This window comes from Lysinibacillus sp. NPDC092081 (genome assembly GCF_044755845.1).
In the GTDB taxonomy this organism is placed as follows: domain Bacteria; phylum Bacillota; class Bacilli; order Bacillales_A; family Planococcaceae; genus Lysinibacillus.
In genome coordinates, this window is record NZ_JBIVRU010000011.1 from 126,039 (window position 1) to 152,536 (window position 26,498).

Here is a 26,498-nt window from a genome sequence, read left to right on the forward strand (position 1 = left end):
CTTTTACTTTTTAGTAATTAATACAATGGACTTTTTTCTAAAACTTACGATTATCATATTCGTTTCTACTTAGCATATATTTTTTAAAACGGCTTAAAGAATATATAGGGTGGAGGAATTTTGCAGTTGAGTGCAATGATACTTGGTGGTTTTCTTTTTTTAAGTGCTAGCATAGGAGGGGCCCTAGCTTGGGTATTCTCTAAGCTATTTCAGCATACAACCCATGGATTATCATTATTATGTGGTGGATTTTTAGTTGGCTTACTTGTAGTAGACGTCATTCCTTCTTCTTTTCAAATATACAAATCATTTGGCCTTTTACTTGGAATTTTGATGGGCTATTTAATGTTTGAAATACTCAATAGTTTATTTCACGCTTCCCATACACAAAATCCCTCTGTATCACTACTCGCAATCGCTATCATTATCCACACTATTCCGATGAGTCTTACTGTCGGACAGCTACTAGGGAACGCCACATTAAGTATTGCAATAACAGCTTCCATTATTCTACATCATCTTCCAGAAGGCTTTGCCCTTTCAACAGCATTATTATCGCAAGGAGAAAGGCTATGGAGACTCTTTGTTTATTTTATAGCTTTTTCGATTTTCTTTAGTATCTTTATACAGATCGGCCAATATTGGGAGTTATCTGATAAGGCACAAGGAGTACTAATGGGCTTATCGATTGGGTTAATCGCAACCGCAAGCATTTCAGAATTTATTTTGCATCATATTCGTTCAGTATCACGAAAATCCTTTATAGCCTATATTTTATTAGGTTATTTATTAAGTCACGCATTTCATATGCTGGTCGAATAAAAAAGCAATCCACCCAATGTGGATTGCTTCTTTTTTAATTACTTATCGTCATGAACTGACAATATTGTTAGTGTTAGTATTTTAGAGAACTGTGCACGTGTAAGATTACCTTTTGGATTAAATTGACCGTTTGCTCCATCAATAACACCCAATTGCTTTAATAATCCGATTGCTTCAACAGTTTCCTGACGCATTTGGTTTTTGTCAGTAAATGGGTTATTTTTGCTAACCTTACTTACATCAAAGTTCATTCCTTCTAAGTATCTTGCTGTTACATATGCCATTTCCTCACGTGTAATAGGTTTATTTGGCTCAAAATTAACACCATCAAAAATATCGATTAAGCCATATTCCTCTAAAATTGCTACTTCCTTTGCACCCGGGAAATTTGCTAAATCTTTATATGTAGCAGGACCTTCATAATCTTCATTTACATCTAAACCAGAAGCACGGAAAATCATAGAAACTAATTGTCCGCGTGTTACTTGTCCATTTGGATTAAATGTTGTAGCAGATGTACCATTTATAATGTCACCTTGGAAAAGGAATTGGATATAGCTCTCAGCCCAATGCCCGATAGTATCAGTGAAGTAACCACCTGGTTTTAAGTCTACAGCTTCTTCGCTAAGTCCTGCTATAAAAGAATTCATATCTTTATTACTAAAAGATCTCCATTTTCCTTCAGAAAAAACCTCTGCTTTGAATGAATTTCCAGATGGCATAAATTTTATTTGCATAGCGTCACCGAAAAGCTCTTTAAATTCTTTTTGGTCCTGTGCACTCACTTCAGAAAATTGCATTAGTCCTTTTAAGGTTATCTTTACTGTAATACTATCTTTTGTTGTTACTAATGTCATATCTTTATCTTCATATGCTAACTTAGCAAGTAAAAACGATTTGTAAACATCTTGGTAGGTCATTAATTTCACTTGATCAGTCGCTGCAACTACCTGTTTTGGATGGATAAATCTATCAAGTTCTATATTTTCTTGTGCATTTGCTTGTAACCCAAAACCTCCTGTAAAACATGCAATACTAAGTGCGCTAGCTAAAAGTGTCTTTTTCATTATACTTGCCCCTTTCAATTCATAAATTTAGTGTACTAAAATAACCGTTAGTAAATCTATAAAAATATGGAAGTTATTCAAAATTATAAAAAAGTCCTATTTTTCACAACGTAAAAAATTACTAAATCCTCATAGAAAATCAGGAAGTATATTACATAATTTCTACAATGTATTAGGTTGTTTTTTCAATAAATTCAACGAAATGTACGATTATCTCTTATTTTGTATAAATTTCGTATTATACATATGCTTTATACCTCTTTTTATTTATGTCGAAAAAATAGTAAATTTGTTTTTTCTTTAGTAGGTATAAAGTAGATAGTAGCCAACACCAATTCATGCTCTTTAAGTTGAAATAATCAAGGGATTTTCTTTGTGCGGAAAAAAATTCAATGCCGATTGTAGTTCTATATATTAATATATTTGATATATAGAAGATTTCTATCTAAAGAAAGGAGTTTCAGTACTTGGTAAATACACTTGTAAATATATTCGTCCTTATAACTCTATTCAGTATAGTAATGGCAGTTATTTTTCTTCTTCTGGCAGTGTTCAATTTCATAAAGATGGATCGAATTAAAGCACTAAAAATGCTAAAATTAACTGCGATCCCCATTCTCATTATGATTTTTTGCATGATAGGCTATTGGGATATTTCACCTAAAGATAAATCAAATAAAGCAGATGTGGATATTACACATGAAGAAAAACCGGTCGCTAAAGTTGAGTCAACAGAAGACGTAACTTGGCAGGAGAAAGTAAAAGTGGTTGCTTCTCTTGATAGCCCTTCTCCTAAAAAGTTTGATACAATTGAAGCCTTCGCTAAAAAGTATCCAGCTACAAAGGCTGAAATCAAAGAATTCGAGGATTACATCATAGCCGAATATAAAAATAAAAAATATTTAGCAGACGTACAAAATGATGAATATATGTTAGGAAATATTTTTAAGGCATATGTAGTGAATAGATACTATGGAGAAGAAGAAACACCTATCAACGATTTTGTCTTTGGGTTTTATCAAAATTCTACTTATACTTTTAAGGGACTCGAATCCACTAATAGTAATGCAATAAAATATAATGAACGCCAAATGGATAAAGCATTAACAGCCATTGAAAATTAAATGTCACTCTCTCGGGTGACGTTTTTTTATGTTATACGTCCATACTTGAATGAAGTTATGCTTTTGGAGAAATTGAATTCAGTGCAGAACTCTTTATATCATTATAATAATTGAGGCTTTCATTTGATTTTCTAATATCGAAAGAAGTAGTATGGAGTTGTAATAAGGGATGCATTACATATCCAAACAATTATATTAATGTAATAATTTCAAAGGAGGAATTTAGGATGAATTATCAAAATATTACGGTTGCAGGTAGCGGTGTTCTAGGTAGTCAAATTGCTTATCAATCAGCTTTTAAAGGATTTAACGTAACGGTATACGATATTAATGATGAGGCATTAACAAATGCACAAGATCGTATCACAAATTTAAAACCGTTATACCAACAAGATTTAGGCGCGACTCAAGAAGAAGTTGATGCTGCATATGCACGTTTATCATTTAAAAGTGATTTATCAGAAGCGGTTGCAAATGCTGATCTTGTGATTGAGGCGATTCCTGAAGTTGTTAAAATTAAAACAGAATTTTACACAAATCTTGGCAAAGTTGCCCCTGCTAAAACAATCTTTGCTACAAACTCATCAACGTTATTGCCAAGCCAATTTGCAGAAGCAACTGGTCGTCCAGAGAAATTTATAGCGCTTCACTTTGCAAATACGATTTGGAAAAACAACACAGCCGAAATTATGAAACACCCAGGCACTGATATGAAAGTGTTCGATGAAGTCGTAGAATTTGCACGTGCAATCGGCATGGTTCCACTGCCATTATATAAAGAACAACCAGGCTACATTTTAAATTCATTATTAGTTCCATTTTTAGATGCTGCTGAATCACTATTAGTAAAGGAAGTAGCAGACCCAGAAACGATCGACAAAACATGGATGATCGGCACAGGCGCACCACTAGGCCCATTCGCCATCCTTGACATTGTCGGTATTAATACTGCTTTCAACATTGTAGAGGCAAAAGCCGCTGCTACTGGTGATGAAAACTTGAATAAACTAGCCAACCTCTTACAAACAGAGTATATCGAAAAAGGCAAACTAGGCCGCGCAACAGGCGAAGGCTTCTATAAATATCCAAACCCAAATTTCGCAAAGCCTGATTTCCTAAAAGGCTAATTAATCAATAAAACGATGTACATAGTGTCTTCACTATGTGCATCGTTTTTTATTTTTTCAAGGTGTCGACATTAGGTTGCAATTTGAAGTGATCGGGTAGTTACTCAATCTGATCGGGTATGACGTGAAAATGATTAGGTTTCCAACTCGAGCCACCCAGGTATACAGTTCACGAGAAAAAGTCCCAAAAACTAGGTGCATCCTGAAACTTTACTGTTGCAAGCTTTTCTATAATTTTTAGTTTAATTTCTTGTTCCAAGTCTTCCCTTTCTTGATAATCTGTATTGTGTAAACAATGTTTAATTTTAGGTATGAAATTCTCTATAATTATTAGAGTTTCTTCGTTATGTTGATTTTCGAAATTTGCCATTAGTCATTCCCCCTTTTTTTGAGTGTATTATTGAGTTTATTTAAAGCCTTCCTGTGAAGGTTTGATATATTTTGGGATGTTGTGTGTAGTGTTTGAGCGATTTCTTTTATAGAAAACTCTTTTACATAAATCATCTCTAAAATTTGAAGCTGTTTAACCGTTAGTTTTTGTAGGGACTTTAAAAGCTGTTCATCTTCAATGTTGTCCAATAACCCTTCCCCAACCATATTATCAAGCTCCATTTCATTGCTTGCATCTTCTATGAGCTCTTTTGCAGTCTTGCCATCCTTTTCTGATAAGCCCTTATCTAATATTAATAAAGAGCGATTTTGCAGCCGTCTTCTTTTTTTATCAAAATCTAAGCTAAAAAAATAAATTAAATTACTGACGTATTTAGTCTTCCTAACATTTTTATAGTGAGATTGAAAAGATTCATCCACGAGTTTCTTATTAATATCAGTTGGATATAAAATTGCTTTTTGCACCAAATAAAGATTTTGGGAATCCGACAAAAAGCTTTTTATAATTGGATTGTTAACCTGCTCATTATTTCTATAGAAGAATTCCTCTATTTTTTGATTATCTTTCTCCATTTAATAATCCCTCCTATATCCGCCCTCTTTCTATATAAAGTGAATGAAGTATCTATATTATAAACCAAAACAAGAACAGATGTTCTTGTTTAGAAATAAAAAATCACCTTTATATACAAAAAGGTGATTTAACTTAGCTTTATTGGTATTAAATGGACGAATAAAACAGCGGTTTTTCCTGCTTTTTAGTAACGAAACCATTACAAAACAATATTTTTAACTGTAAGGTTGTTTTTCCTAAGGGTGAATTCTCTTTTCATATTACAGTATATAGCCAAGGCAAATTGATCCCCGATTCGAATCTGAGGAGCACCTTATATACTATTTTGGAGTAAGAAGGAGTGTGATTTACATCATGACACTGGAAAATGTGCCAATGTGGATAAGCTTAATAGGAAATTTTGGGTTCCCAATTGCTATAACAGTCTATCTGTTCATTCGATTTGAAAGGAAAATAGATAAATTAGAAGCTATCATCATGGAGTTATCTGAAATGATAAAATATCAGAAATACAAAAAAGGAGGGTGATCCATATGTTGTTACTGTAAAGCAAGAGAAATCCAATTATTTTACACCCGCTGAAAAAAGTTAAATTTCATTGTAACCTGGATGTAATTTATTGCTAAAAAGTTTATCTTTTTTGTATGATTGTAATTAATAGGAGGGGAGATTTATGATAGCCTACAAGAGAATTGCTGTACTATATTTTCTTATTATGTTCCTTAGTATTTTTATTGCTACACAGGTGAACAGTATATTAGCTGGTGTGTTGGTTCTTGCTTTTTTGTATTGGTTGTTTATTGGTTTTCCTTATTTATTACAAGAAAAGGCGAAGTTTTTCGAGATATGTTGGAGTTGGTTAACGAAAGGTGGAAGAATAGGTCCTAGAAACTAAAGATTTATCCACAAAATTCACTGAATATTCAAACTAACCGTGGATAATGGTATCAAATCCGGGAAGCTTAATTCTTTATCAGATTTTTATTTCAAGCATACTATACATCAATAAAAGGATCGATTGGAGGCAATTATGATTAGCAACAATAAAATTGCAACGACCAATATTGTGCTGGCAATTTTACTTGTTTTAGGTATCACCTATAATTATTTTTACAATCAATCACCAATTCAAATTGAACACTTAGGAAATTTAGGATTTTGGCTAGTATTCCCATTATCAATCATCAATATAGTACTGAGCTTAAAGCTACTGAAAAATAAAACGGGTAACGCTAGTAGCTACGTCACCTTTATGATTGCTGTAATTATTTTAATCATTGCTTTAATTTCATTATTTCATTGGGGATCGCCATAAAAACAACAAACTCCAAAGGCTAAAAAGCTATTGGAGTTTTTATTAATCAATTATGTTATGCCTCGGCATAATTACGTCCGAAGGCTTAACTTATTTCAGTGGATGTTCAAACGTCCATCGAAATAAGTTACAAGAACAAAACCATATAATCCTCATCAAAATATTCCTGACCTATTTTCATCGCCTTCTTCTCCGTTCCAAAAACCTCAAACCCTAAAGAAGAATACAGTCTTTTTGCTGAAGCATTCGTTGACACAACCGTTAAAGTAAGCTGTTCAACTCCCTTTAACTCCCTCGCCTTATTAATTGCATCAACCATTAAACGTTTACCAATGCCAAGCCCTCGCTTATCTGATGAAACATAAACAGCAAAGATACTCGCTTTATGTTTTAACTTAAGCTTACTTTCCTGCACTAACGTAGCAACGCCCACTAATTCTTCATGATCAAATACCCCTAGCGTATAAGAACCCTGTGATTCTAATCTGTCGGCAAAATGCTCGATCGGATAATCCTTCGCCTCCTCAAAGCTAGAACCAAATGCCTCGGGATTATTTTGTAGCCCTTCTAATCTTAAATTCCGATAGGCTTCAGCATCTGCAGCTGTTAAAAGTCTACTATTCATTCGTTCCCCTCCTACATACTTTTCATTTTTATCGTCAATTATAAATAATGTTTCATGTACTTTCATCACAAAGTTTCCTAAAATGGTAATAACAGCATAAAGGAGAATCTAAAATATGAAATCTAACAGTATGGCGCATCATTTTCATACATTACAGGAGCAGCGATTTCACTACCTACCTTGTATTCAGTCACTCTCGCAGGAACAACTATGGCATCGTGAAAAAGAAGGAAAGTGGTCTATCGGCGAACACTTCTATCACCTTTATCTAATCCTAAAAATGCTTAAAACAGCAACAAAGTTTTCCTTACTACTGACGCCTTACGCGAAAGTGCGAAGAAACAAACCATTCGCCATTGAAATACATGATATTTACGAGGAATATAAAAATAAAAAAGGACGAGGCATGCGAGCTCCAGGAATATTAGTGCCTCCCTCAAAAATACGTTTTACGCTGAGTAGTGACGAAATCGAACAATTACTAGTGAACGAAACGAGCGCAATGCAAGAACTAGTAAAAAATATTGAGGAGGATATTGCCGGGCATATTGTCTTCCCAGATCCTATCGCTCACTATCCTAACCTTATTCAATCTATCCAGCTACTTGCCATCCATGAAAAGCATCATTTTAGAATGATGGAGGAGCAATCTAATCGATTGATTGCATCTAGCGAAGTTTTAATCTAAGCATTGTGAAATGAAAAAACTATGATCCATTTAAGTAGATTTTATTTTATGAAAAGAGGTTTGAAATATGAAGATCCTAGGAAATGTTATTGATGATCAAGGAAGATGTAAACACTATTCTAATAAGCAAGATACTATTTCAATTAAATTTAAATGTTGTGGAGCGTATTATCCTTGCTATAAATGTCATGAAGAAAATGCAAATCATAAAATTCAGCCATGGGAGAAAGAGGATTTTGATGAAAAGGCAATATTTTGTGGCGTATGTCAAAAGGAATTAACGATTCATGAATATATGAATAGCACAAACTGTAAGCATTGTAATACTCTTTTTAATCCAAATTGCAGTAAGCATTTTCACATATACTTTGAGGCGGATAATAATAATCCTACATGTACTTAAATACTTATTGCTTTCAACATCTGATACAATTCTCAGTAAAATGTTTTCCACAGGGGACCTTCTCCCTACCTCATTCCAAGGAGTTATAGAATTTTACAAAGAGTTACGGTTTAGTAGTGTTTACTTTCTTCTAAAAAATTATTGATTATAAAATATTTCATAAATCTAAAAAAGTTAGAAAATGAAGATAATAAAAGTAATATTCTTTTTTATCATAACTGTATTATCTCTTGTGATTTCAGAACAAGGAATCATATATTTTTTATATCAACTTCAAAACCTGACCAGTAAATCCATAGAATTATCACCATTTGTACGCCATGGTATTGCAGCGGTTATTGTGCTAGTGACACTTTGGATTACAAATAAAATAATGCATTCACAGAAACGAAATTCATGGAAAACCCTACTTAGCCTTTGAAGTTTACCTTCAAGGCTTTTTCTCTTTATAGTGGTAATTTGTTAGTCTCAACGAACATCTATCTCTAATTCCATTTCCAAATAATTGATAGTCTATCAATTATCAATATAAATAAATTTTATCAGATAAAATAATAAGAAATCTCCTTAATATCAGTGGTTAAACCTTCAGAACAAGTAATTCTCACAAAACGAATAACCTACTTAAAACAGAAAAAAATAACAATTGTCAGCAAATTCCGACAATTATTATTGACACAGTGTCATTTTTATTTTAGTATATGCTTATATTCACAAGATTTATAGGAATGATAGAAAGAAGTTGATCTATGAAAGGTAATATCTACACAAAGGGGCTGGGAGAATGGTTAATAACAATCATAGTATGGAAGACATTATGGAGCGGGAAAAAGGCCTAAATAAGGGGTTAAAAACGAAGCAAATTACGATGATTGCCATTGGAGGAGCAATCGGAACTGGTTTATTTTTAGGAAGTAGTTTAGCAATTGGTATTGCTGGTCCAAGCGTTATTTTGAGTTACGTAATAGGTGCTGTTATTGCGCTATTATTGATGGGCTGTCTCGCTGAAATGACGGTCGCTCATCCTACATCTGGATCCTTCGGTGCTTATGCTGAAAAATACGTAAATTCATGGGCAGGCTTCACCATCCGATATTCTTATTGGTTTGGGTTAATATGTTCGATTGGTACAGAGGTTACGGCCGTTGCACTTTATATGAACTACTGGTTCCCAAGCGTCCCAAATGTAGTTTGGATTGTATTGTTTGCTGCTGTACTGCTTTATGTAAACGCTACCACGGTTAAATTATTTGGCGCAGTAGAATATTGGTTCTCCGTTGTTAAAATCGTTGCGATTGTCGGCTTTATCATTTTAGCTACTTTCATAATTTTCGGTGCAGATGCCTCTTCAAATATTGGCATCCAAAACTATGTCAATGATGGCGGCTTTTTCCCGCATGGCTTCGGAGGTATGTGGATGGGGATCTTTGTTTCTCTATTTAGTTATTTAAGCATTGAGATGATTGCAGTTAGTGCCGGAGAGGCTGAGGAACCAAAGAAAGCTATTCCAATTGCATTAAAATCAGCTGTTTTGCGTCTGATTTTATTCTATATTCTTACGCTTGCACTGATGCTAATGATCGTTCCTTGGGGAATGGCTGGTACAGACAAGAGCCCATTCGTGAAAGTAATGGAATTTTTAAATATTCCAGGCGCAGCATCCGTGATGAACTTTGTCGTCTTAATCGCCGCACTTTCAGCTATGAATAGTCAGCTTTACATCTCAACACGCATGATGTTCTCGCTTTCACGTGGTAGCTTTGCACCAAAGAAACTAGGTGAGCTGAACAGAAGACAAGTACCAACAAAGGCATTGTTTGCATCGATTATCGGTATTGTCATCGCCACTGCTTTTTCGATTTTCAAGCCTGAATCAGCTTTGTCACTAATGATTTCTATATCAAGCTTTGGCGCTATGTTCGCATGGTTCATGATTTTTATTACACATCTTTTTTTCCGTAAAAAATATAAGGCACCAGATGGCGAAAAACTGCCTGTACGGATGATTGGGTATCCATATTTAACAATCCTAGGTGCCGTTCTGTTAGCTTCTGTTGTATTATCAACATGGTTCTCACCAGATTTTAAGGCAACATTGGTCATTGGCTTCCCATGGCTTATCTTCATTTCTATCTGCTATTTTGTTTGGAAAAAAGTGAACGGAGCAAGAAGCATTACAATGACAAATGAGCTTGAGGAAGAAAAAGAAGAAATTACTTATCAAAAAACTCACTAGCTTTTTGTTTGACTGATGTAACTAAAAAATAAAAAACCTTCAAGTTTGAAAACGGATATAAAATCCTATCAAACTTGGAGGTTTTTTTATGGAAGGCAGTTTTCTCAAATATTATTGTTTTTTTGGGGTAAAGATTTAATAATGTATTTTTCTGATAGAAGAGTCGTATAAATTGATAATAAGGAGGGATACCGATTCTTTTTGTCATTTTACTTTTCATTGCATTGGGTTTTATTTATGATTTGCTTAGTAGTTCTTACAAAAACTCAAAGAAACAAACAGAGCTATTGGAGCAACTAAAAGCACAAAATGACGAAATAATAAATTTATTGGATAAAGAAAATGAAAGTTAGCCTTTTCTTTGACCTCTTAAAAATAGAGAGGTCTTTTAATATTTCTACTGTTTTATAATTAGATTTTTGACACGATGAAATAAGCACTTGCTCAACTTGATTTTCAAATTCCGAGTTTTTACCAAGTCGTGCTGAACATGATCAATTCCTTTTTTTATACGTTGTTTCTGTCGCTCGTTAACTGTTACATGTTTTTCCCTTCATTTTGGTAAACTCTCCTCTCCCCCTAACTAGCAAAGACTACCTGTTTTAACGCTGCTATGGACATCCTTATCCCACTAGAAAAGGCATGAGCCCAGTATTACCGGACTCATACCTAAAGTTTTATTCTATAAATAACTACAGCTTACTTTCTAACTTCTTCTTTTACTATTACACGACTTGACCTTTTAATAAGTCCTCCGCGCTTTCATATGGTAATTGTAATGCTTCTGCAACCTTGACCATCGTAATTTTACCTTGGTAAACATTCAGACCTTTACGTAACGGTTCACTTAGTAATAGCGCATCTTTGTAGCCCTTCGATGCAATTTGTAGTGCATAAGGTAATGTTACATTCGTTAATGCCATCGACGATGTCTTTGGTACTGCACCTGGCATATTGCCGACTGCATAATGTACGACACCATGTTTTTTAAACGTTGGATTTTCATGCGTTGTCACATGATCCGCAGTTTCCACGATACCACCTTGGTCAATGGCCACATCAACAATAACAGAGGCAGGCTGCATATCCTTAACCATATCCTCCGTCACAAGTCTAGGAGCCTTGGCACCTGGAATAAGTACCGCACCGATAACTAAATCAGCTTTTTTCAGTTGTTCCGAGATGTTGAAGCTATTAGATATCAACGTTTGAATACTGTCACCGAAGATTTCCTCAAGCTGACGGAGACGTGCTGGATTGACATCTAAAATTGACACGTTCGCACCTAATCCTACAGCGATTTTTGCTGCACTATAGCCTACAACCCCGCCGCCTATAACGGTCACATTGCCCTTTGCAACACCTGGTACACCGCTTAGTAAAATACCTTTACCGCCATTTGTTTGTTCTAGATAATGTGCCCCAATTTGCGCCGCCATGCGACCAGCAACTTCTGACATTGGTGCAAGGAGTGGCAGGCTTCCGTCCGCAAGTTGGACCGTTTCATAAGCAATTGCCACGACTTCTTTCTCCAATAACGCCTTTGTTAATGCTTTATCTGCTGCTAAATGTAAATAAGTAAATAAAATTTGCCCTTTATAGAAATAGTCATATTCTGAAGCGATTGGTTCTTTTACTTTCATAACCATTTCCGCAGTCCAGGCATCCTTCGCTGTTGGAACAATTGTTGCACCAGCCTCCACATATTGCTCATCTGTAAAATTTGAACCAAGACCCGCGTTTGTTTCAACGAGCACTGAATGACCTGCACCTACTAAAACACTAGCACTTGCAGGCGTTACAGCAACGCGATTTTCCATTACTTTAATTTCCTTTGGTACACCAATAATCATATATAATTCCCACCTTTCTCGTTATGCTACAATTTCACGTTCGTTTTTGAAATACTCATACAATTTTTCATCCATAATCGTTTTTATAATTTGAACGACCTCAAATACTTCCTCAAATGTATTGTAAAGCGCTACAGGTGCAATACGAATGCCGTTTGGCGCTCTAAAATCAGGAATAACTCCCTTCTCCTTTAATGCCTTACAAATACGAGCCGAATCCGCATGTGTCATAAAGACATGACCGCCGCGCAGCTCATTGTTCACTGGGCAGCTTAATTCAAAGTCGTATTCGCTTAAATAATGATTATAAAGTTGAATGAAGTACTCTGTTAGTTGAACCGATTTCTCACGAATGCGTTGAATCCCCGCTTCATTAAAGACTTCAAGTGCACCTAGGAGCGGTGCAAGGCTTAATAAATGCGGTGTACCCATTTGATAAGCACTTACATCATTTGCCTGCACAAGGCTTGTTTCCATATCAAATTGCTTCTCTTTATCAGAGCTGAACCATCCTGCTAGCCCTGGCTTCGTACCAGAATGCTTCTCGTGCACGAATAAGCCGGCAACAGCACCTGGGCCACCGTTTAAGTGCTTATAGTTGCACCAAAAGGCAAAGTCTACATCCCAATCATGTAGCGAATGCTCAACAGAACCAACTGAGTGACAAAGGTCAAAGCCGATGATAATACCACGCTTATGCGCCTCTGTTGTGAGCGCTTTCAAATCAAGTATTTGACCGCTGCGATAAAGCACACCTGGCAGGATGATTAATGCCACATCATCTGTCATCGCTGCAACAATATCTTCGTAAGTATAATAGTGCCCGTCCTGACTACGTACATATTGAATATGATCCTCGATATTTTCATAGTGCACACCTAGTTGACTTTGTACTGCATATAAGTCTGTTGGAAAATTCAATTCATCTATTACTATTTTCGTTTTTTTGCTTGTTGGCTTATAAAATGTTGCAATCATTTGATGTAGATTCACAGTAGTTGAGCCTGTAGCAATGACCTCCTCTGGCTTCGCACCAACGATCTTTGAAAGCTGTACACCTACCTGCTCTGATAAGTAGAACCAAGGATTCTCCCCTTGTGTCCATCCATCAATGCCGTGCTGCTTCCAAGAATCTAAAAGTGTCAGCAGGCTTGCCTCCGCCCTCTTCGATAAAAGCCCTAATGAGTTACCATCAAAATAAATCTTCTCTGGCTGAATATAAAATTGCTCTCTAAATTGTTTTAAATCATCATTTTTGTCTAAAAAAGCTGCGTATTCTCTTGTTGGATTAAATTCCATTATAAACACCTCTCTTTTGAAATGATGGTAGCATCGTAATCTATAACCACCTTATACTCATCTTATCAAAAAGTGACACTGTGTCAATATTTTTCAAAGAAGAATTTTCATGTCCAAAGTATATTTTTGAATGCATAAAGCAGAAAAACCTCCAACAAGGGAGGTTAATCTGTATAAAGACCTTCTATATAAAAATGAACGATTAATTCTATATTCTGTTCAATGGCAATGTCCGGGTCTTGCAGGCAACGCCATAGTAAATTTTCATTAATGTGATACCACATATGTGCAATATCCTTGGCATTAAGATGGGGTTTCGCAATATTATTATTTTGCACATATAAAATATCCTTCTCAATATGATCAATAAAATGCTGCTGAACAAGAGACCATTTTTGTTGAATCTCCGCTGAAACACCAATTGCCTCAAGCACTAACCTCATAAGCTTTTCATTTTCAATGCCCTGCTGCAAGAACGACTTTACCTGATATGTAATTTGCTCCTTAGCTTCAGTCTTTGATTTCGGGACAAAACTTAGCTTCGCAATACTGTACATTTTTTCAAGCAGTGTATCGATGATTTCAATTAAAAGCGCATCCTTATTCGAAAAATAAACATAGGCCGTGCCATGCCCAACACCCGCCTCTTTAACAATTTGCTTCATCGTCGATTTCTGAAAGCCCTGCTCAAAAAATACCTTCTTCCCCGCCTCTATCAATGTATTGCGTGTTTCATGAGCACGTTCCTGCTTAATTTGTCTACGGTTCTTCATAATTCACCAACTTCCAAATTCTATCTACATCTATTATACAAAAATAACAAGGAGTTGGGCATTTTGTAGAAGAAATTGAATGTATACTATGAACGCCCTATTACATCTATGTAGATGATCGCATAAAATTAAAGTGCCTTTGACCACTTACAAGGGATGTGAGGGAATAATAGATTTTTCACACTCGTTTTACGCTACTGCGCTTCCTTATTTTCCTATTTACATTTAGTGTTAAATCTTCAAATTACTTTAATCTTATCTGTCTTCAATTTCGGAAAACCCTTCTAGCCACGCTGTCATTCTACTCTTAGCATAATCCTGTTCAAATTGATACCAATGATTTTCGATGCCTAATTCATTAATTTTTTCCTTAAAAAATCGAAAAGGCTTATTTCCGTTAAGTACGTTGATTAAATGAATCGTAATCGAATCCGGTTGTTTTTTAGCAAAACTGACCATGACATTATACATTTCAGACGATGAAACGTTTGGAATCATCACTAAATCCGCAGCCACTTCCTCATCATCCCAATCAATCTCAGGCTCGTCAGTAATAACTTCTGGCGCATCCAAAAGAACTTCACCCGTTCGACGATTTAACACATACGACATTTCATTATCATTTCCACTTAAAAATATATCCACAAGTTCATCTAGTAGTTTCAATTTCGTCACCTCATTTTAGTTCTACACGCACAAATCACACTTAATATTACAAAAAACGCCCGCAACCATCAATCGTGACTACGGGCTGTTCACTATTTCATTGAACAAATTGAGAAAGTGTCATGCTTTTGAGGGATGGCATGCTTCAGCTCAGTCAAAAACTGCATAAAAAAGAACCGAAAAGATTCGATTCGGCATTTATTCATACATCCCTATACTGAGCTCCCTACAAAATGATTCTATCGTGTCACGCTCTTCTTTTGGCAAAGCTTCGTACTCAACCAGATATTGTGCTGAAAGATCTTCTAGCTCCTTATAGCTGACTTCTCTTGTCAGGACGATTCCTTTGATCTCATTAGCCAATTCGTTTGCTGCCACAATATCCGTAAACGCAAAGGCCTGTTCTTCATCATCTGTGAATGTATGAAGGTCTACTTCCTCCTGGTAATAGCGGTCATCTACTTGCACTACGTAATATCTAATTGAATCCATTATACACCTCCCCAATTCATGATTTTCATTATTTCCTTAATTAACTGATGAATACCCATACAAAAATGCTCAAAATGTTATAAAAACTTTTAGAATTCTAAAGTAGCATTCGTAAAAACTTTTCAAAATTCACGCCTGCTTCGCACGGAATTTGCTCCTTTGATGTAGCTTCAATTGAAGCGGCTAAAAACGCCTCGGCAAGTTTCATCGATTCAACTAAATCTTGCCCGCGCATCATGCCACCCATAATGACAGATGCAAACAAATCCCCTGTGCCTGAATAGCTCTCGCCGTTGTATTCTCGGATGCTAGAAAATGAACGATGTGCATCGACATACATATTGCCTACATAGCGCTTGTTCGCATCTGCTGGCGGCGGATTCAAACCGGTAATAATAACGTTCGCCCCAGTTTCCTGCTGTAGCTGATGGCCCGCTTCCTCTACCGCCTGAATATAATCTGAATCGTCTTGATAGCTCTTTAGCTTCTCATATGACAAACCCGTAAGCAAGCAGCATTCTGTAATATTTGGTGTAATAATATCTGCACTCTTCACTAGCGCTTTCATACGATCTAGCAACTCACCTGTATACATTTTATACACCTCGCCCAAATCGCCCATTACCGGATCAACAAGCAGCGTCGTTTCACTCGAGTGAAAGACGTTTAAAAAACGAAAGATGTTATCAATTTGCTCCTTACCTGTCACAAAGCCTGTATGAATACCATCAAAGGTCGCACCAAGCTTGCTCCACTCATCCACAAAATGGTCCATCTTTGATGTTAAATCCTCACAATAAAAGCTCGAATACCCTGTTTGCGCCGTTAAAATTGCAGTTGGAAACGGCACCGCCTGAACACCCATCACTGACAGCACAGGCATCGCAGCCGTTAACGAGCACTTCCCAAAGGATGACATGTCCTGAATTACAGCAACTTTTTTCATCATACTCTCCACCTAACTAATCCTGCTTATAGTCTCTTCATCGTATCATAATTAGATAGATGCGAAAATGCACGCACTGATAGAAAATCAAACTGACCTTTAATATTTTTATCAAATTGGCACTTTTACGATAGTCAGTCCTTTGCTAAAGTTAAAATTATCGAAAAATTCATCATAGCGAGGATATGCACATGCAAAATATACAAGGTCAATCCTATACAAAATCACGCACGAAAACATTTGATTTAGTCATTACATCAATTTTAGCGGCACTTGTTTTCGTCGCAACAATGTTCATTAATCTTAAGTTACCATTCGGGCAAGGTGGACTTATTCACTTAGGGACATCCATGCTTTTGATCACGTCGATTTTATTCGGCCCTAAAAAGGGAGCACTTGCTGGAGCAATCGGAATGGGCTTATTCGATATCGTAGGTGGTTGGTTAATTTGGGCGCCAACCACAATTATCTCCCGCGCATTACAAGGCGCCATTGTTGGGAAAATCGCTTGGTCTAAAGGACATAGGGGCGACAACATTCGGTTAAACATTTTCGCAGCAGTTGTTTCAATGCCTGTGATGATGGCGGTCTACTATATCGGGCAAGCGATTATGTTCAAAAGCTGGGTTGCCCCTATGGTATCCATTCCAGGAGACGTAATCCAAAACGTTGTCGGTTTAATAATCGCGATACCAGTATGTATCGTGATGAAAAAAACACCGTATTTCAAAAAGAATTTTTAATACTGCAAAAAAATAAACACGCCATCTTGTTGTTTAGCCGACAGCTTAGATGGCGTGTTTTTTCGATATTAGAACCATTATGTTTAGGGTTGTCGTTACGTTTAGAATTATAAATGACAATAATGAAGGCTTTTTTTCATACTATATGGTGGAGGTGAAAAAATGCCAAGAGTAAAATATATAGATTCTGACATTGGCTTAGTGGCAAGGATGATGAGAGCGGAAGCGGAAGGTGAAGGAAACCAGGGAATGCTATATGTTGGCAACGTCATTGTGAATCGTCTTGTAGCAGAATGTCCAGACTTTAAAGATTTAAGAACAATTAATGATGTCATTTATCAGGTACAGGGAGGAAATTATTCTTTTGAAGCTGTTCAAAAAGGGAATATGTTTTACCAAAGAGCGCGACCTAATGAAAAAAGATTAGCAAAACTGACGCTGGATTATTGGCGAGAACATCCGGCAAAATTTGCGCTTTGGTACTTCAATCCATACGCACCATGTCCTCCAACATGGTACGGTCAACCTTTTACTGGTCAATTTAAAAATCATTGCTTCTATGAACCAGCACCTGATACATGTGAAAGTGTTTATAATGGATAGGTAGTCATTTCGCGTTTTGATGCTGCGAATACTACATTTTTATTCGCAGGTACTTTAGACAACAATATTCATTCTTCGTAGATAACAGTTATCGATTGGAAATATCTCAAAACCCTAAAAACACCTTTTTTAAATGTTATTTTGATATTCTGCTACCCTATAATATAAAGAGGGAACTTCCTGTATAACAGGTGTTCCCTTTAAAGCAGATGTTAGACCAAATCGCTTCGCATATTTTTATATACCGCATACACAAGTCACAAGATAGTTAATCTTGAAAACTTGTTAAAATGCCATCATCAAAATAAAGATATTGACCATTTCCATAAACCCATTGTTCATGAGTCCCGTATTGTGTTACTGTTCTATTAACATCAACAGGTTCACCCCACAGTGATACTTTTACTTCATCGTATGTCATTCCAAGTGTAGGATTCTTACCTCTAGCACTTTCAATTCTCTCTTTTCTTTCTTTTTCTCCAATAGCTATTCTCTCCATATTAGCCAAATTTTGTCGATACTCATTTTCTATGTAGTTCCAATCATCCATAGTTATAGGTCCGAACGTTTTTGGATTCTTATATGAGGTATTCGTTACACCTGCTACAATTTCATCCCTCATTCTTCCATGATAGTTAGGATCAACAGCAAGCGCTAAAGCCCCTGACGCTTTGTAAGAATTCCGGTCCGTTTGTAAATATAGAGCATAATTATACATAGCAGAAATTTCATCATCTTCTTTTAGTGATTTTCCATTCTCATATATTTCTTTAACCCTTTGGAAATCATTACTTCTAACCGCTTGTTCCATTTCATCCAATATTATTTTTTCACCTTGCTCAACAAACTTTTCCATTTTACTCCAATTATCACGACTGACAATTAATCTCATTCTGTTATATTTTGAACCTAAAAATTCAATATTTTTTTCTTTTAGTAATTGGTCTACAAATTTTGTACCTACCGTCGCTTTTACTTTATCCGTTTCTGATTCTGGTAAATGTAAAGTTTCCATTTTCACTAAAAGGTCTTCATATTTCTTTTCTTTCAAAAGTGTTTCTAATGCTTGAATTTCTGATTCAGCACTAATTTCAGTATTTTCTTTAACACCTTCTTTACTACTACAACCTGATAACAGCAAACTCAATACTACCCCTATTATTAAATGTTTAACCTTAATCATCATCAACTACTCCTTTATTTTGTACTGCATTAAAATTTCTTTTTTGCTACCCTTCTGTACGAATCCGTTGGAAAAATCCAAAGCCCATCTCAAATTCCAAAAACGGAAATCAATAACAAAAAACTAAAATTTATATTTATTTTATATTTTTAAACAATTTCAATCAATACTATTAGTAAAATTACCCTATGACAAAAACACTAAAAAATATAACAGATTCAGATAATTCATAAGTGAATCAATAAACATAGGATATTAAGACAAATAAAGTTGTTTCGGAATCAAAAGATAATATTAATTAATAATGAACAGAATAAGAAAGCAAGAATATTTCGTACTATTACATAGCACTTATATTTACGAAGCAATGTTAGGTTACTTACTATCAAAGGTGTTGTAATAGTACTATGACTTTCATCATATAAGACCAATAGCATGTGGGGAAACTAACGAACGGCGCGTTAAAAACCCACACATTTAACTGTGCTAAAGTCACAGAAATGTGTGGTCTGGTCATACACTATTCAAATAAATCCATTGGTACGGTTTTCAAAAAGTCTCTCACTTCTCGTATGCAAGGGAGTTTACTCTCGACAAGCTCCACCCCGACAATTTTTGCTAGTGGCTGAAGAATCGGTCTTAACTCTTTAGAGACAAATACTTTACTTGGTCTTACCTCTAAGCCTTGTAAAAATGCCCATAACACGCCTTGTGCAATTGATGGCGTTTTAGGCATAGAGAGCATTTCGTGTTCAATAACCAAATTGCTTCCTCGTTCAACAAGCATACCAGCAATCGGATAAACAGTGCGGTTCGTTTCTTCCGTTTCTACGCCAAAAGGCATGTAAAATAAATCATATTCTAGTTGTAACGCGCTTTTAGGCTTTTTCTTATATTTTGCTTTTTCAAACATCGAAGTTTCCTCGTAGCACTCATACGTTGGCTTTGGCATATTTATTTGCAAAATATAGATTTCTTGTAACTCACCATCCATTTGCACTTTAAACGTTGGGTATTTATGTGCAGCTAGCTGTGGATATTCCCAGCCATCCTTCCGAGCTTCTGTAATTTTAGGATTTCCATTTAAATGGATCCAGTATAAAGGATCAGAAGATGTATCGATTCTTCAAATAATAGATTTAGGGATTAATAATTTATTTTTTGATTTTACTTTATTAGGCTTAAATACTTTAATAATCTATTTAGTGTTTTCTAAATTACTAAAAATTAGAGAATAATTATATTGTTTTATTGCCTTACTCATTCCACAGAGTCATTGTATCTCCTTGGTGAAACTATTCGAAATAAGGTGATTCAGTATGTCTATTGAATTAGTTTTAACATCTTTAAATAAACGATTAGATAAAGAGAAGACCATAATTCTACAAAGAGAGAATGGGGAAATCTTAAATGTTACATGTGGTTGGAACAAACCAGTAACTGACCAAGAGCTAAAAGAATTTTCTTTAAAAACTAATCATATTTTGCCGAAAGACTTTTGTGCATTTTTAAAATTATGTATGGCGGAAAATTATTTTCAGATGGAGCGGATTACTTTGAACTATTCAGTATAAAAGGAATACTAAATTATTTAAATGAATATGATACAAATTTAAATTATAAAAGTGCGTATGATAATAATTGGTATATGATCGGATATTATAAAGGATATGGTGACTATATGTTCATTGATTCAGAAAAAGTTGGATCACGACTATCTAATATATGTTCAAGTTGGAGATATTCAAAGATTATCAATGAATTTTGAAACATGGCTTGATCGATTCATCGTCGCACAAGGATCCAGATATTGGTTATGGTGATCAGTTTTATTTATTGTATTAACAAACAATCAACATGGTGAAATTCACTGAAACAAAAAGCTCAATAGTATATGGTCATCCCTACCATACTTATTGAGCTTTTTAAATATGTCTCATAAACCCATATAGTTTTACTTTATATATTTTCCTTATAATCAATTCTATACATAACATTATGTCCCAAATCATATACAATTATCGTAAAATAAAAATATAGACTTTAAAATTAATATAAAGGCGTGACTTACTTGCAAATACCTACTTATGAACAATTTATGTTTCCTTTTTTAGACTATCTAAAAGATGAAAATGAGCATACATTAAAAGAATTATATGAATTTTTACCTCAACATTTCAATTTATCAGAAGAAAAAGTAGAAGAACTTCTCCCTAGTGGAAATCAAACAATTGTCGTTAATCGAATAGGTTGGGCACGTACTTATCTAAAAAATGCTGGTCTAATCAGCAGTCCAAAACGCGCTGTATTTAAAATTACTCCAGAAGGCTTAAAACTTCTTCAAGATTCGTCTATTAAAGAAATCAATCTGAAAGTATTAGAACGTTACCCCCAATTTTTAGAATTTAAAAATCGTACAAAACCTTCCACAGATTCTGATAAACAAACAGTTATTTCTGAGGATTCCAGAACCCCCTTAGAAATTATGAATGAAAACTATCTAATCTTAAAGCAGTCATTGCAAACTGAACTATTAGAAAAGATTATGGAATGCTCACCCCAATTCTTTGAGCAATTAATTGTAAACTTAATCGTAGCAATGGGTTACGGAGGATCGATTTCAGATGCTGGGAAAGCAGTAGGAAAATCTGGTGATGGCGGAATCGATGGCATTGTGAAAGAAGACGTCCTAGGATTAGATAAAATCTACTTACAGGGAAAACGTTGGGCAAATCCAGTTTCAAGACCTGATATCCAAGCATTTGTGGGAAGCTTGGTAGGCTTTAAAGCTAACAAAGGCATTTTCATCACTACATCTCGTTTCACAAAAGAGGCAATGGAATATTCCGAGAGTATTGATAAATCGTTAATTTTAATTGATGGAATGAAACTTACTGAGTTAATGTTTTTATACAATGTAGGTGTGTCGAATGTTCAAACCTTTACAATAAAGCGGATGGATTTAGATTTTTTTGAGGAGAGTTGATAATTCAAAAGAAAATGCAGCGAGCTTCATTTGAAGATTGCTGCATTTTTAAGGTATATGAGTTGAACCCTCAACCAGAATCTCTACATTGGGTCATAGTGTTAGTTATTAACTCTGCATTTTGTTATCTAATAAACTGATAACTTTCATATCAATCAATAGTCTATCGAGAGTTGGATTCCCAAATAATATTGAACTTCCGATTGAAATACCACGCGTATGATTATCCATTCAAATATCCCAATCAACATCAAGATTCTCAATTACAGTTGAGAAATTGTAAAATAATTCGGATTCTATAATTTATCTTTATCATTTATTTCACTTAAGTCTCCAACACTCTTTAGTAATTTTTCTTCCTCTTCATCTCTGTTGTTTTTATCTTTTAGTATACTTTCAATTTCTTTTAACTCACTCTTAATTGTTCTATGTTAGTCGATTCAATTACATTATTCATTATAAAAGTTGCTTCGACTTTGCATTATTTCATAAATTTATGACTTGTATAAACAGGGGAAATAATAAAGGGAAAAACCCGAAGCAATTAGTTCACTTCAAGTTTAACTTTCACTCCTCTACCAAATAATGATAAATATCATAATTCACAGGTTGCTCTAGTACTAAATTCATCGTAACGACTGATAGATGATTTCCTTTTCCATCAGACATTTTTTCGTTTTTTGCACTACCATCTGCAATGTCTGCTTGGCCCAGGTAGTAGAAATCTGTGCCTTCACCGTCATCTTTTTTCGTAAATAGATGAATTTCCATCCCTGACTCTTTATAAGTTAAGATGTTCTTTACTTCAACGGAATCCAGCGTTAAACGATTACGGGTGAACCATCTAAATAGTTCGGGTGCTAAAAATTCATCACCATAAGCTTGGCTTGTTTCGACTTCATCCTTTTTATGATACGTAACGAAGATTGGACAAGTGTTATGCTTTGAACGGTAACCGTAAATAGTTGATGAATCATCATGCGGCCAGTTCAATAATCGGCAAGCATCTCTACGGGAATATTTCTCAAATAACGTCATTGCTTTTGTTTTATCATACTTTTGATTTTTAACATAAGCACATTTTACAATATCCTCAATATATCCTTTAAAATTTGAATCTCTCACACTCTCTTGAATTTCCTTATTAAATTGATATTGTCCATCAACGATTTCAATAATAGGCTTAAATTTATACTTTTTCACATCATTTTGAACATGGAATTTTAGTGAGAACATGTTTTCAACGGATTGAATTGTTGCATCATTTGCATATGTTCCAAATTCTTTTAATCTTTGAATGAAAGACTCTCTGGAAATTGATTCTTCAGAAAGTAACGTTTCAATTAAAAGAATTTCGTGTACTCGTTTTCCATTCAAAAACTCTTTTGAAAACATTCCTAAAACAGAAAGTTCATATTCAGTGAGAGAAGGCATTGACTCCTTCATTTTCAATAAGAAATTATAGTAGTTATCGGAATAACCTACAATAACCTCAGGGTCGATTGAGTTTTGCTCAATAAAATCAATGAGGAAAGGGATTCGACCCAAACGATTTTTCGTTTCTGTATAAGCATCCCGTAATGTTTTTAATGTCGATAAATTTGTATTGTTAATAGCATCAAAAATCTTCTTTTTGGCAATTTCTTCAAAGTTTATCGTTGACACGCCTGTTATATAGTCTGTATTAACCGTTTTTCGGCGGATGTTATCTTTGTTCATGGTTTGGTCCCCAGAGAGGGCAATCGGAATCAGATAGTTATTTTTATAGTTTCCGATAAAATCAATAATTGTTACATAATCTTTAGAATCGTGTTTACGTAGACCACGACCAAGCTGTTGTATAAATATAATGCTCGATTGTGTTTGGCGAAGCATTACTATTTGATTTAAGAATGGGATATCAATTCCTTCGTTAAAAATATCAACCGTTAAAATGTATTCGAGTTCTCCATTATTCAATTTTTGAATTGCTTCTTCGCGCTCATTCTGTGAATTGTCACCAGTTAACCCAATCGTTTTTAAACCTTCATGGTTTAAAGCAGTAGAAAGTTCACGAACTTCCTCCTTGGAACTACAAAACATTAATCCACGAATACGATCACCAGAATAGCCATAATAATTAATCTTCTCAACAATGTGTTTTACACGTTCAGAAGATACTAAATTTTGAAGTTTTGTTGCATCATCAATAGTTAAGCCATCTTTTTCATAGTCCAATACACCAAAATAATGGAAAGGGCAGAGCATTTCTTCTTCAAGAGCTGATTGCAGACGGATTTCATAGGCGATGTTGTAATCAAACAACTCATAAATGTTGAATCTATCAGTTCGTTCAGGTGTTGCAGTCATACCGAGTAAAAAGTTCGGAGTAAAATAATTGATAATTTTTAAATAGGACTCAGCACCTGCTTTATGTACTTCATCTATCAACACATAATCAAATTGATCTTTTGCAAATTGTTGAAAGTAGCCATCTCTTGAAATTGTTTGGATCGTTGCAAATAAGTATTTAGCATGGACATCTTTTGAGGTACCGGAAAGAATGCCATAATCATCTTCATGTCCACCGAGAATTTTCCGATAATCTTGCATCGCTTTCTTTAAGATTTGCTCACGGTGTACAATAAATAGCATTTTTTTAGGAGAAAAGCTTCGAACATCGAAAGCAGATAAATACGTTTTACCCGTACCTGTTGCAGAGATAATTAATCCTTTTTTAGCACCAGTTGCACGAAGAGCATTTAATTGTTCCAGCGCAGCTGTCTGCATTTTATTTGGTTGAATTGCTAAGCTTTCAGCAAGCGCATTTGTTAAATATTTAGAATTTAGTTCTAATGTTTTCGAAGTAGTATATTTAACAAAAGGTTGTAGCTCGTAATATTGTTTGTAATCAGCTATCCATTCTTCCCTTAAAGGAATCGCTTCATCCCATGCATCTTCAAATTGGTTTTTAAAATGATTAATAATTTCTCCACTTTCTAATGAAGTTAAAAATACATTCCACTCATAGTTTGCTTTTAAAGCACTGTCAGTCAAATTGGAGCTCCCGACAATTAAAGAGTAGTAGTCTTGATGTTCAAAAATATAGCCTTTTGAATGGAAACCTTTTTCATTAGTTACACGCACTTCAACGTTACCAAGTTTAAGAAGCTCTTTAAACATTTTCGGCTGGTTAAAGTTGAGAAACGTGGACGTTAAAATACGTCCATTTATCCCTTCTTGTTTTAAGTCGTAAAGCATTGTTTTTAAAGTTGCTAAACCACCTTCAGTAATAAAGGCGACAGAAAAAATAAATGTTTTACATGTTTTTAATTCTTGAAGTATTGTCGATAAGACAGTTTCATGATGCTTGTTTGTTAAAAGTTTTGGTTTAAATTGTGCTGAAACTGTCTTGTTTTGATCGATAAATCCTTTGTAAAGGGAGTTTTCGATTTTTTGAATCAGTTGCTGTTGCTCCACTTAAGTTCACATCATTTCATTTATTTTTATTTTTCTTCCTTTGAAATCTTCTCTACTGCTGGGACATCCGCAGGGGCGAAATTCAGTTGTGTAAGTTTATCTCGCGTAACCCATTTCGTGGCAGCATGTTCTAATGCGTTCGGTTGTCCATCTATTAATTTCGCTTTGTATGTTTCAAGTCGTACAATTACTCTTTCATATTCATATGTTGTATCTTCTACTTTTGCACCTACTTGAACCGTACAAGTAAATTCCTCTTGAATTTCTCGTTTTAACGCTTGTTCAGGTGTTTCTCCAACTTCAATTTTACCTCCTGGAAATTCCCAATAATTTGCCAAACTCATTTCTGGACTTCTTAACGCACAGAATATTTCATTTTTTTCGTTTTCGATAATTGCACCAACGACATGGACTGTTTTTTTCATAACGGATCACCTTTATTATATTTTTTAATTTAAGTTTAGCTTATTTTAGTAAAGGAGTTAAGTAAGGAGTTTAGTGAGAGATTTCGAAGTATCAATATAAAAGAAAATGTAAGTAGTATAAAACCTCATTTAGGCGATGTATGAAGGGCGTTATGGCTATCACCGTATTCGTAACCAGCTAGTGAATCGTGGGCAAAAAGTGAATCATAAAAAAAGTGCAACGTATCATGAATGAGCTGGGGTTATAGTGTGTTGTACGTATGAAAAAATATAAATCCTTTAAAGGAAACGTTGGCATAATTGCGTCTAACATTTTAGACTGTCATTTTACGGCTAAGGCACCTAATGAGAAATAGGTAACGGATATCACAGAGTTTAAATTATTGGAGAAAAGCTATATTTACCGCCCGTATTAGATTTATTTAATGGAGAAATTATCAAAGTCTAGATTATCGATTACACATATTGACAGCCCCTCGAAAAATGTTTTATCGACCCACTATATTTAATGGGTCCCTTACAGTAAAATTGCCTATAAAAAAACACGCAGCATCCATTTATAGATACTACATACTTTCCAAAACCTTATTTAACTTTTCTCCTTTGAAGTGACCCCTAAAAGTTAGACACGGTTATTTCATTAGGCAGCTCGGGTAAAATGAGTTCGGTATTGCACCGGACTCATTTTTAATTTTGCCT

Annotated in this window: 27 protein-coding genes and 2 pseudogenes; 14 read left to right on the forward strand and 15 right to left on the reverse strand. The window is 34.9% G+C overall.

The features are described from left to right. Nucleotides 1-135: 135 nt before the first annotated feature. A complete protein-coding gene (locus tag ACIQLB_RS16315) occupies nt 136-822 on the forward strand; it encodes a ZIP family metal transporter (RefSeq protein WP_400727918.1) in 687 nt (228 codons plus the stop codon). A 38-nt stretch (nt 823-860) separates the two neighbouring features. Here ACIQLB_RS16315 and ACIQLB_RS16320 read toward each other — a convergent pair whose 3' ends face one another. Continuing rightward, nucleotides 861-1,889, reverse strand: a complete 1,029-nt coding sequence (locus tag ACIQLB_RS16320) for an S-layer homology domain-containing protein (RefSeq protein WP_400727828.1) — start codon at nt 1,887-1,889, stop codon at nt 861-863. A gap of 467 nt (nt 1,890-2,356) precedes the next feature. On the opposite strand from ACIQLB_RS16320, the gene ACIQLB_RS16325 reads away from it, so the two are divergent. Together ACIQLB_RS16325 and ACIQLB_RS16330 are read left to right on the forward strand one after the other, a co-directional pair. Continuing rightward, the gene (locus ACIQLB_RS16325; protein ID WP_400727831.1) at nt 2,357-3,013 is read left to right on the forward strand and encodes a hypothetical protein; all 657 of its coding nucleotides are present in this window, start codon (nt 2,357-2,359) and stop codon (nt 3,011-3,013) included. A gap of 227 nt (nt 3,014-3,240) precedes the next feature. Beyond that, nucleotides 3,241-4,140, forward strand: a complete 900-nt coding sequence (locus ACIQLB_RS16330) for a 3-hydroxyacyl-CoA dehydrogenase (protein ID WP_400727834.1) — start codon at nt 3,241-3,243, stop codon at nt 4,138-4,140. 169 nt (nt 4,141-4,309) lie between these two features. Here ACIQLB_RS16330 and ACIQLB_RS16335 read toward each other — a convergent pair whose 3' ends face one another. Both ACIQLB_RS16335 and ACIQLB_RS16340 read right to left on the reverse strand, forming a co-directional pair. Then, on the reverse strand, nt 4,310-4,510 hold the full coding sequence (locus ACIQLB_RS16335; protein ID WP_400727837.1) for a hypothetical protein: 201 nt from the start codon (nt 4,508-4,510) through the stop codon (nt 4,310-4,312). Then, nucleotides 4,510-5,103, reverse strand: coding sequence for a sigma-70 family RNA polymerase sigma factor (locus tag ACIQLB_RS16340; RefSeq protein ID WP_400727840.1), 594 nt, complete (start codon nt 5,101-5,103; stop codon nt 4,510-4,512). Before ACIQLB_RS16340 ends, ACIQLB_RS16335 begins: the two co-directional genes overlap by 1 nt. A 355-nt stretch (nt 5,104-5,458) precedes the next feature. Here ACIQLB_RS16340 and ACIQLB_RS16345 point away from each other — a divergent pair, with 355 nt between their 5' ends. From ACIQLB_RS16345 to ACIQLB_RS16355, 3 genes are all read left to right on the forward strand, one after another. Continuing rightward, nucleotides 5,459-5,632: a YvrJ family protein gene (locus tag ACIQLB_RS16345; RefSeq protein WP_400727843.1), complete on the forward strand. Its 174-nt coding sequence runs from the start codon at nt 5,459-5,461 to the stop codon at nt 5,630-5,632. Between the two features lie 145 nt (nt 5,633-5,777). Further along, nucleotides 5,778-5,999 carry a hypothetical protein gene (locus ACIQLB_RS16350; RefSeq protein ID WP_400727846.1) on the forward strand — a complete coding sequence of 74 codons (222 nt, stop codon included), beginning with the start codon at nt 5,778-5,780 and terminating at the stop codon, nt 5,997-5,999. 135 nt (nt 6,000-6,134) lie between these two features. Next, nucleotides 6,135-6,419, forward strand: a complete 285-nt coding sequence (locus ACIQLB_RS16355; protein WP_400727849.1) for a hypothetical protein — start codon at nt 6,135-6,137, stop codon at nt 6,417-6,419. Between the two features lie 127 nt (nt 6,420-6,546). Here ACIQLB_RS16355 and ACIQLB_RS16360 read toward each other — a convergent pair whose 3' ends face one another. Continuing rightward, nucleotides 6,547-7,044, reverse strand: a complete 498-nt coding sequence (locus ACIQLB_RS16360) for a GNAT family N-acetyltransferase (protein ID WP_400727852.1) — start codon at nt 7,042-7,044, stop codon at nt 6,547-6,549. Nucleotides 7,045-7,159: 115 nt separating this feature from the next. Here ACIQLB_RS16360 and ACIQLB_RS16365 point away from each other — a divergent pair, with 115 nt between their 5' ends. The 3 genes from ACIQLB_RS16365 (at nt 7,160) to ACIQLB_RS16375 (ending at nt 10,371) form a co-directional block, all read left to right on the forward strand. Next, nucleotides 7,160-7,732: a DinB family protein gene (locus ACIQLB_RS16365; RefSeq protein ID WP_400727855.1), complete on the forward strand. Its 573-nt coding sequence runs from the start codon at nt 7,160-7,162 to the stop codon at nt 7,730-7,732. A 67-nt stretch (nt 7,733-7,799) separates the two neighbouring features. Further along, on the forward strand, nt 7,800-8,135 hold the full coding sequence (locus tag ACIQLB_RS16370; protein WP_400727858.1) for a CHY zinc finger protein: 336 nt from the start codon (nt 7,800-7,802) through the stop codon (nt 8,133-8,135). Between the two features lie 784 nt (nt 8,136-8,919). Further along, a complete protein-coding gene (locus tag ACIQLB_RS16375) occupies nt 8,920-10,371 on the forward strand; it encodes an amino acid permease (RefSeq protein WP_400727861.1) in 1,452 nt (483 codons plus the stop codon). A gap of 326 nt (nt 10,372-10,697) precedes the next feature. Here the strand turns inward: ACIQLB_RS16375 and ACIQLB_RS16380 are convergent. The 7 genes and pseudogenes from ACIQLB_RS16380 to ACIQLB_RS16410 form a co-directional block, all read right to left on the reverse strand. Beyond that, nucleotides 10,698-10,918 (reverse strand): annotated as a pseudogene (locus ACIQLB_RS16380) (hypothetical protein); the annotation flags it as partial. A 178-nt stretch (nt 10,919-11,096) separates the two neighbouring features. Further along, nucleotides 11,097-12,224 carry an alanine dehydrogenase gene (gene ald, locus ACIQLB_RS16385; RefSeq protein ID WP_400727864.1) on the reverse strand — a complete coding sequence of 376 codons (1,128 nt, stop codon included), beginning with the start codon at nt 12,222-12,224 and terminating at the stop codon, nt 11,097-11,099. Nucleotides 12,225-12,245: 21 nt separating this feature from the next. Continuing rightward, complete coding sequence (gene kynU / locus ACIQLB_RS16390; protein ID WP_400727867.1) at nt 12,246-13,532, reverse strand: kynureninase; 1,287 nt, start codon at nt 13,530-13,532, stop codon at nt 12,246-12,248. 155 nt (nt 13,533-13,687) lie between these two features. Continuing rightward, nucleotides 13,688-14,296 carry a TetR/AcrR family transcriptional regulator gene (locus ACIQLB_RS16395; RefSeq protein ID WP_400727870.1) on the reverse strand — a complete coding sequence of 203 codons (609 nt, stop codon included), beginning with the start codon at nt 14,294-14,296 and terminating at the stop codon, nt 13,688-13,690. Between the two features lie 255 nt (nt 14,297-14,551). Next, the gene (locus ACIQLB_RS16400; protein WP_400727873.1) at nt 14,552-14,962 is read right to left on the reverse strand and encodes a UPF0158 family protein; all 411 of its coding nucleotides are present in this window, start codon (nt 14,960-14,962) and stop codon (nt 14,552-14,554) included. 198 nt (nt 14,963-15,160) lie between these two features. Next, complete coding sequence (locus ACIQLB_RS16405) at nt 15,161-15,454, reverse strand: hypothetical protein (protein ID WP_400727875.1); 294 nt, start codon at nt 15,452-15,454, stop codon at nt 15,161-15,163. Nucleotides 15,455-15,551: 97 nt separating this feature from the next. After that, entirely contained in the window at nt 15,552-16,400 is an 849-nt protein-coding gene (locus ACIQLB_RS16410; RefSeq protein WP_400727921.1) for a pyridoxamine kinase, read from the reverse strand. A 191-nt stretch (nt 16,401-16,591) separates the two neighbouring features. On the opposite strand from ACIQLB_RS16410, the gene ACIQLB_RS16415 reads away from it, so the two are divergent. Beyond that, nucleotides 16,592-17,143, forward strand: coding sequence for an ECF transporter S component (locus ACIQLB_RS16415; protein WP_400727878.1), 552 nt, complete (start codon nt 16,592-16,594; stop codon nt 17,141-17,143). Between the two features lie 162 nt (nt 17,144-17,305). Further along, entirely contained in the window at nt 17,306-17,746 is a 441-nt protein-coding gene (locus tag ACIQLB_RS16420) for a cell wall hydrolase (protein WP_400727881.1), read from the forward strand. Between the two features lie 268 nt (nt 17,747-18,014). On the opposite strand, the gene ACIQLB_RS16425 is transcribed toward ACIQLB_RS16420, so the two are convergent. Then, nucleotides 18,015-18,929, reverse strand: a complete 915-nt coding sequence (locus ACIQLB_RS16425; protein WP_400727884.1) for a hypothetical protein — start codon at nt 18,927-18,929, stop codon at nt 18,015-18,017. A gap of 520 nt (nt 18,930-19,449) precedes the next feature. Then, complete coding sequence (locus tag ACIQLB_RS16430) at nt 19,450-19,842, reverse strand: DUF6930 domain-containing protein (RefSeq protein WP_400727886.1); 393 nt, start codon at nt 19,840-19,842, stop codon at nt 19,450-19,452. 406 nt (nt 19,843-20,248) lie between these two features. Between ACIQLB_RS16430 and ACIQLB_RS16435 the strand changes: the two genes are divergently transcribed. Together ACIQLB_RS16435 and ACIQLB_RS16440 are read left to right on the forward strand one after the other, a co-directional pair. Then, nucleotides 20,249-20,503, forward strand: a complete 255-nt coding sequence (locus ACIQLB_RS16435) for a hypothetical protein (RefSeq protein ID WP_400727887.1) — start codon at nt 20,249-20,251, stop codon at nt 20,501-20,503. A 497-nt stretch (nt 20,504-21,000) separates the two neighbouring features. After that, entirely contained in the window at nt 21,001-21,915 is a 915-nt protein-coding gene (locus ACIQLB_RS16440; RefSeq protein WP_400727889.1) for a restriction endonuclease, read from the forward strand. A gap of 567 nt (nt 21,916-22,482) precedes the next feature. Here ACIQLB_RS16440 and ACIQLB_RS16445 read toward each other — a convergent pair. Both ACIQLB_RS16445 and mutT read right to left on the reverse strand, forming a co-directional pair. Next, the gene (locus ACIQLB_RS16445) at nt 22,483-25,374 is read right to left on the reverse strand and encodes a DEAD/DEAH box helicase (protein ID WP_400727892.1); all 2,892 of its coding nucleotides are present in this window, start codon (nt 25,372-25,374) and stop codon (nt 22,483-22,485) included. Nucleotides 25,375-25,400: 26 nt separating this feature from the next. After that, the gene (mutT, locus tag ACIQLB_RS16450) at nt 25,401-25,799 is read right to left on the reverse strand and encodes an 8-oxo-dGTP diphosphatase MutT (RefSeq protein WP_400727895.1); all 399 of its coding nucleotides are present in this window, start codon (nt 25,797-25,799) and stop codon (nt 25,401-25,403) included. 139 nt (nt 25,800-25,938) lie between these two features. Here mutT and ACIQLB_RS16455 point away from each other — a divergent pair. After that, nucleotides 25,939-26,238, forward strand: a pseudogene (locus tag ACIQLB_RS16455) (IS3 family transposase); the annotation flags it as partial. Nucleotides 26,239-26,498: the final 260 nt, after the last annotated feature.

Coding starts and splice junctions, on each gene's coding strand:
- ACIQLB_RS16315 (WP_400727918.1), top strand. CDS start 136: ATGATACTTGGTGGTTTTCTTTTTTTAAGTGCTAGCATAGGAGGGGCC.
- ACIQLB_RS16320 (WP_400727828.1), bottom strand. CDS start 1,889: ATGAAAAAGACACTTTTAGCTAGCGCACTTAGTATTGCATGTTTTACA.
- ACIQLB_RS16330 (WP_400727834.1), top strand. CDS start 3,241: ATGAATTATCAAAATATTACGGTTGCAGGTAGCGGTGTTCTAGGTAGT.
- ACIQLB_RS16335 (WP_400727837.1), bottom strand. CDS start 4,510: ATGGCAAATTTCGAAAATCAACATAACGAAGAAACTCTAATAATTATA.
- ACIQLB_RS16340 (WP_400727840.1), bottom strand. CDS start 5,103: ATGGAGAAAGATAATCAAAAAATAGAGGAATTCTTCTATAGAAATAAT.
- ACIQLB_RS16345 (WP_400727843.1), top strand. CDS start 5,459: ATGACACTGGAAAATGTGCCAATGTGGATAAGCTTAATAGGAAATTTT.
- ACIQLB_RS16350 (WP_400727846.1), top strand. CDS start 5,778: ATGATAGCCTACAAGAGAATTGCTGTACTATATTTTCTTATTATGTTC.
- ACIQLB_RS16355 (WP_400727849.1), top strand. CDS start 6,135: ATGATTAGCAACAATAAAATTGCAACGACCAATATTGTGCTGGCAATT.
- ACIQLB_RS16360 (WP_400727852.1), bottom strand. CDS start 7,044: ATGAATAGTAGACTTTTAACAGCTGCAGATGCTGAAGCCTATCGGAAT.
- ACIQLB_RS16365 (WP_400727855.1), top strand. CDS start 7,160: ATGAAATCTAACAGTATGGCGCATCATTTTCATACATTACAGGAGCAG.
- ACIQLB_RS16370 (WP_400727858.1), top strand. CDS start 7,800: ATGAAGATCCTAGGAAATGTTATTGATGATCAAGGAAGATGTAAACAC.
- ACIQLB_RS16375 (WP_400727861.1), top strand. CDS start 8,920: ATGGTTAATAACAATCATAGTATGGAAGACATTATGGAGCGGGAAAAA.
- ald (WP_400727864.1), bottom strand. CDS start 12,224: ATGATTATTGGTGTACCAAAGGAAATTAAAGTAATGGAAAATCGCGTT.
- ACIQLB_RS16395 (WP_400727870.1), bottom strand. CDS start 14,296: ATGAAGAACCGTAGACAAATTAAGCAGGAACGTGCTCATGAAACACGC.
- ACIQLB_RS16405 (WP_400727875.1), bottom strand. CDS start 15,454: ATGGATTCAATTAGATATTACGTAGTGCAAGTAGATGACCGCTATTAC.
- ACIQLB_RS16410 (WP_400727921.1), bottom strand. CDS start 16,400: ATGAAAAAAGTTGCTGTAATTCAGGACATGTCATCCTTTGGGAAGTGC.
- ACIQLB_RS16415 (WP_400727878.1), top strand. CDS start 16,592: ATGCAAAATATACAAGGTCAATCCTATACAAAATCACGCACGAAAACA.
- ACIQLB_RS16420 (WP_400727881.1), top strand. CDS start 17,306: ATGCCAAGAGTAAAATATATAGATTCTGACATTGGCTTAGTGGCAAGG.
- ACIQLB_RS16425 (WP_400727884.1), bottom strand. CDS start 18,929: ATGATTAAGGTTAAACATTTAATAATAGGGGTAGTATTGAGTTTGCTG.
- ACIQLB_RS16430 (WP_400727886.1), bottom strand. CDS start 19,842: ATGTTTGAAAAAGCAAAATATAAGAAAAAGCCTAAAAGCGCGTTACAA.
- ACIQLB_RS16435 (WP_400727887.1), top strand. CDS start 20,249: ATGTCTATTGAATTAGTTTTAACATCTTTAAATAAACGATTAGATAAA.
- mutT (WP_400727895.1), bottom strand. CDS start 25,799: ATGAAAAAAACAGTCCATGTCGTTGGTGCAATTATCGAAAACGAAAAA.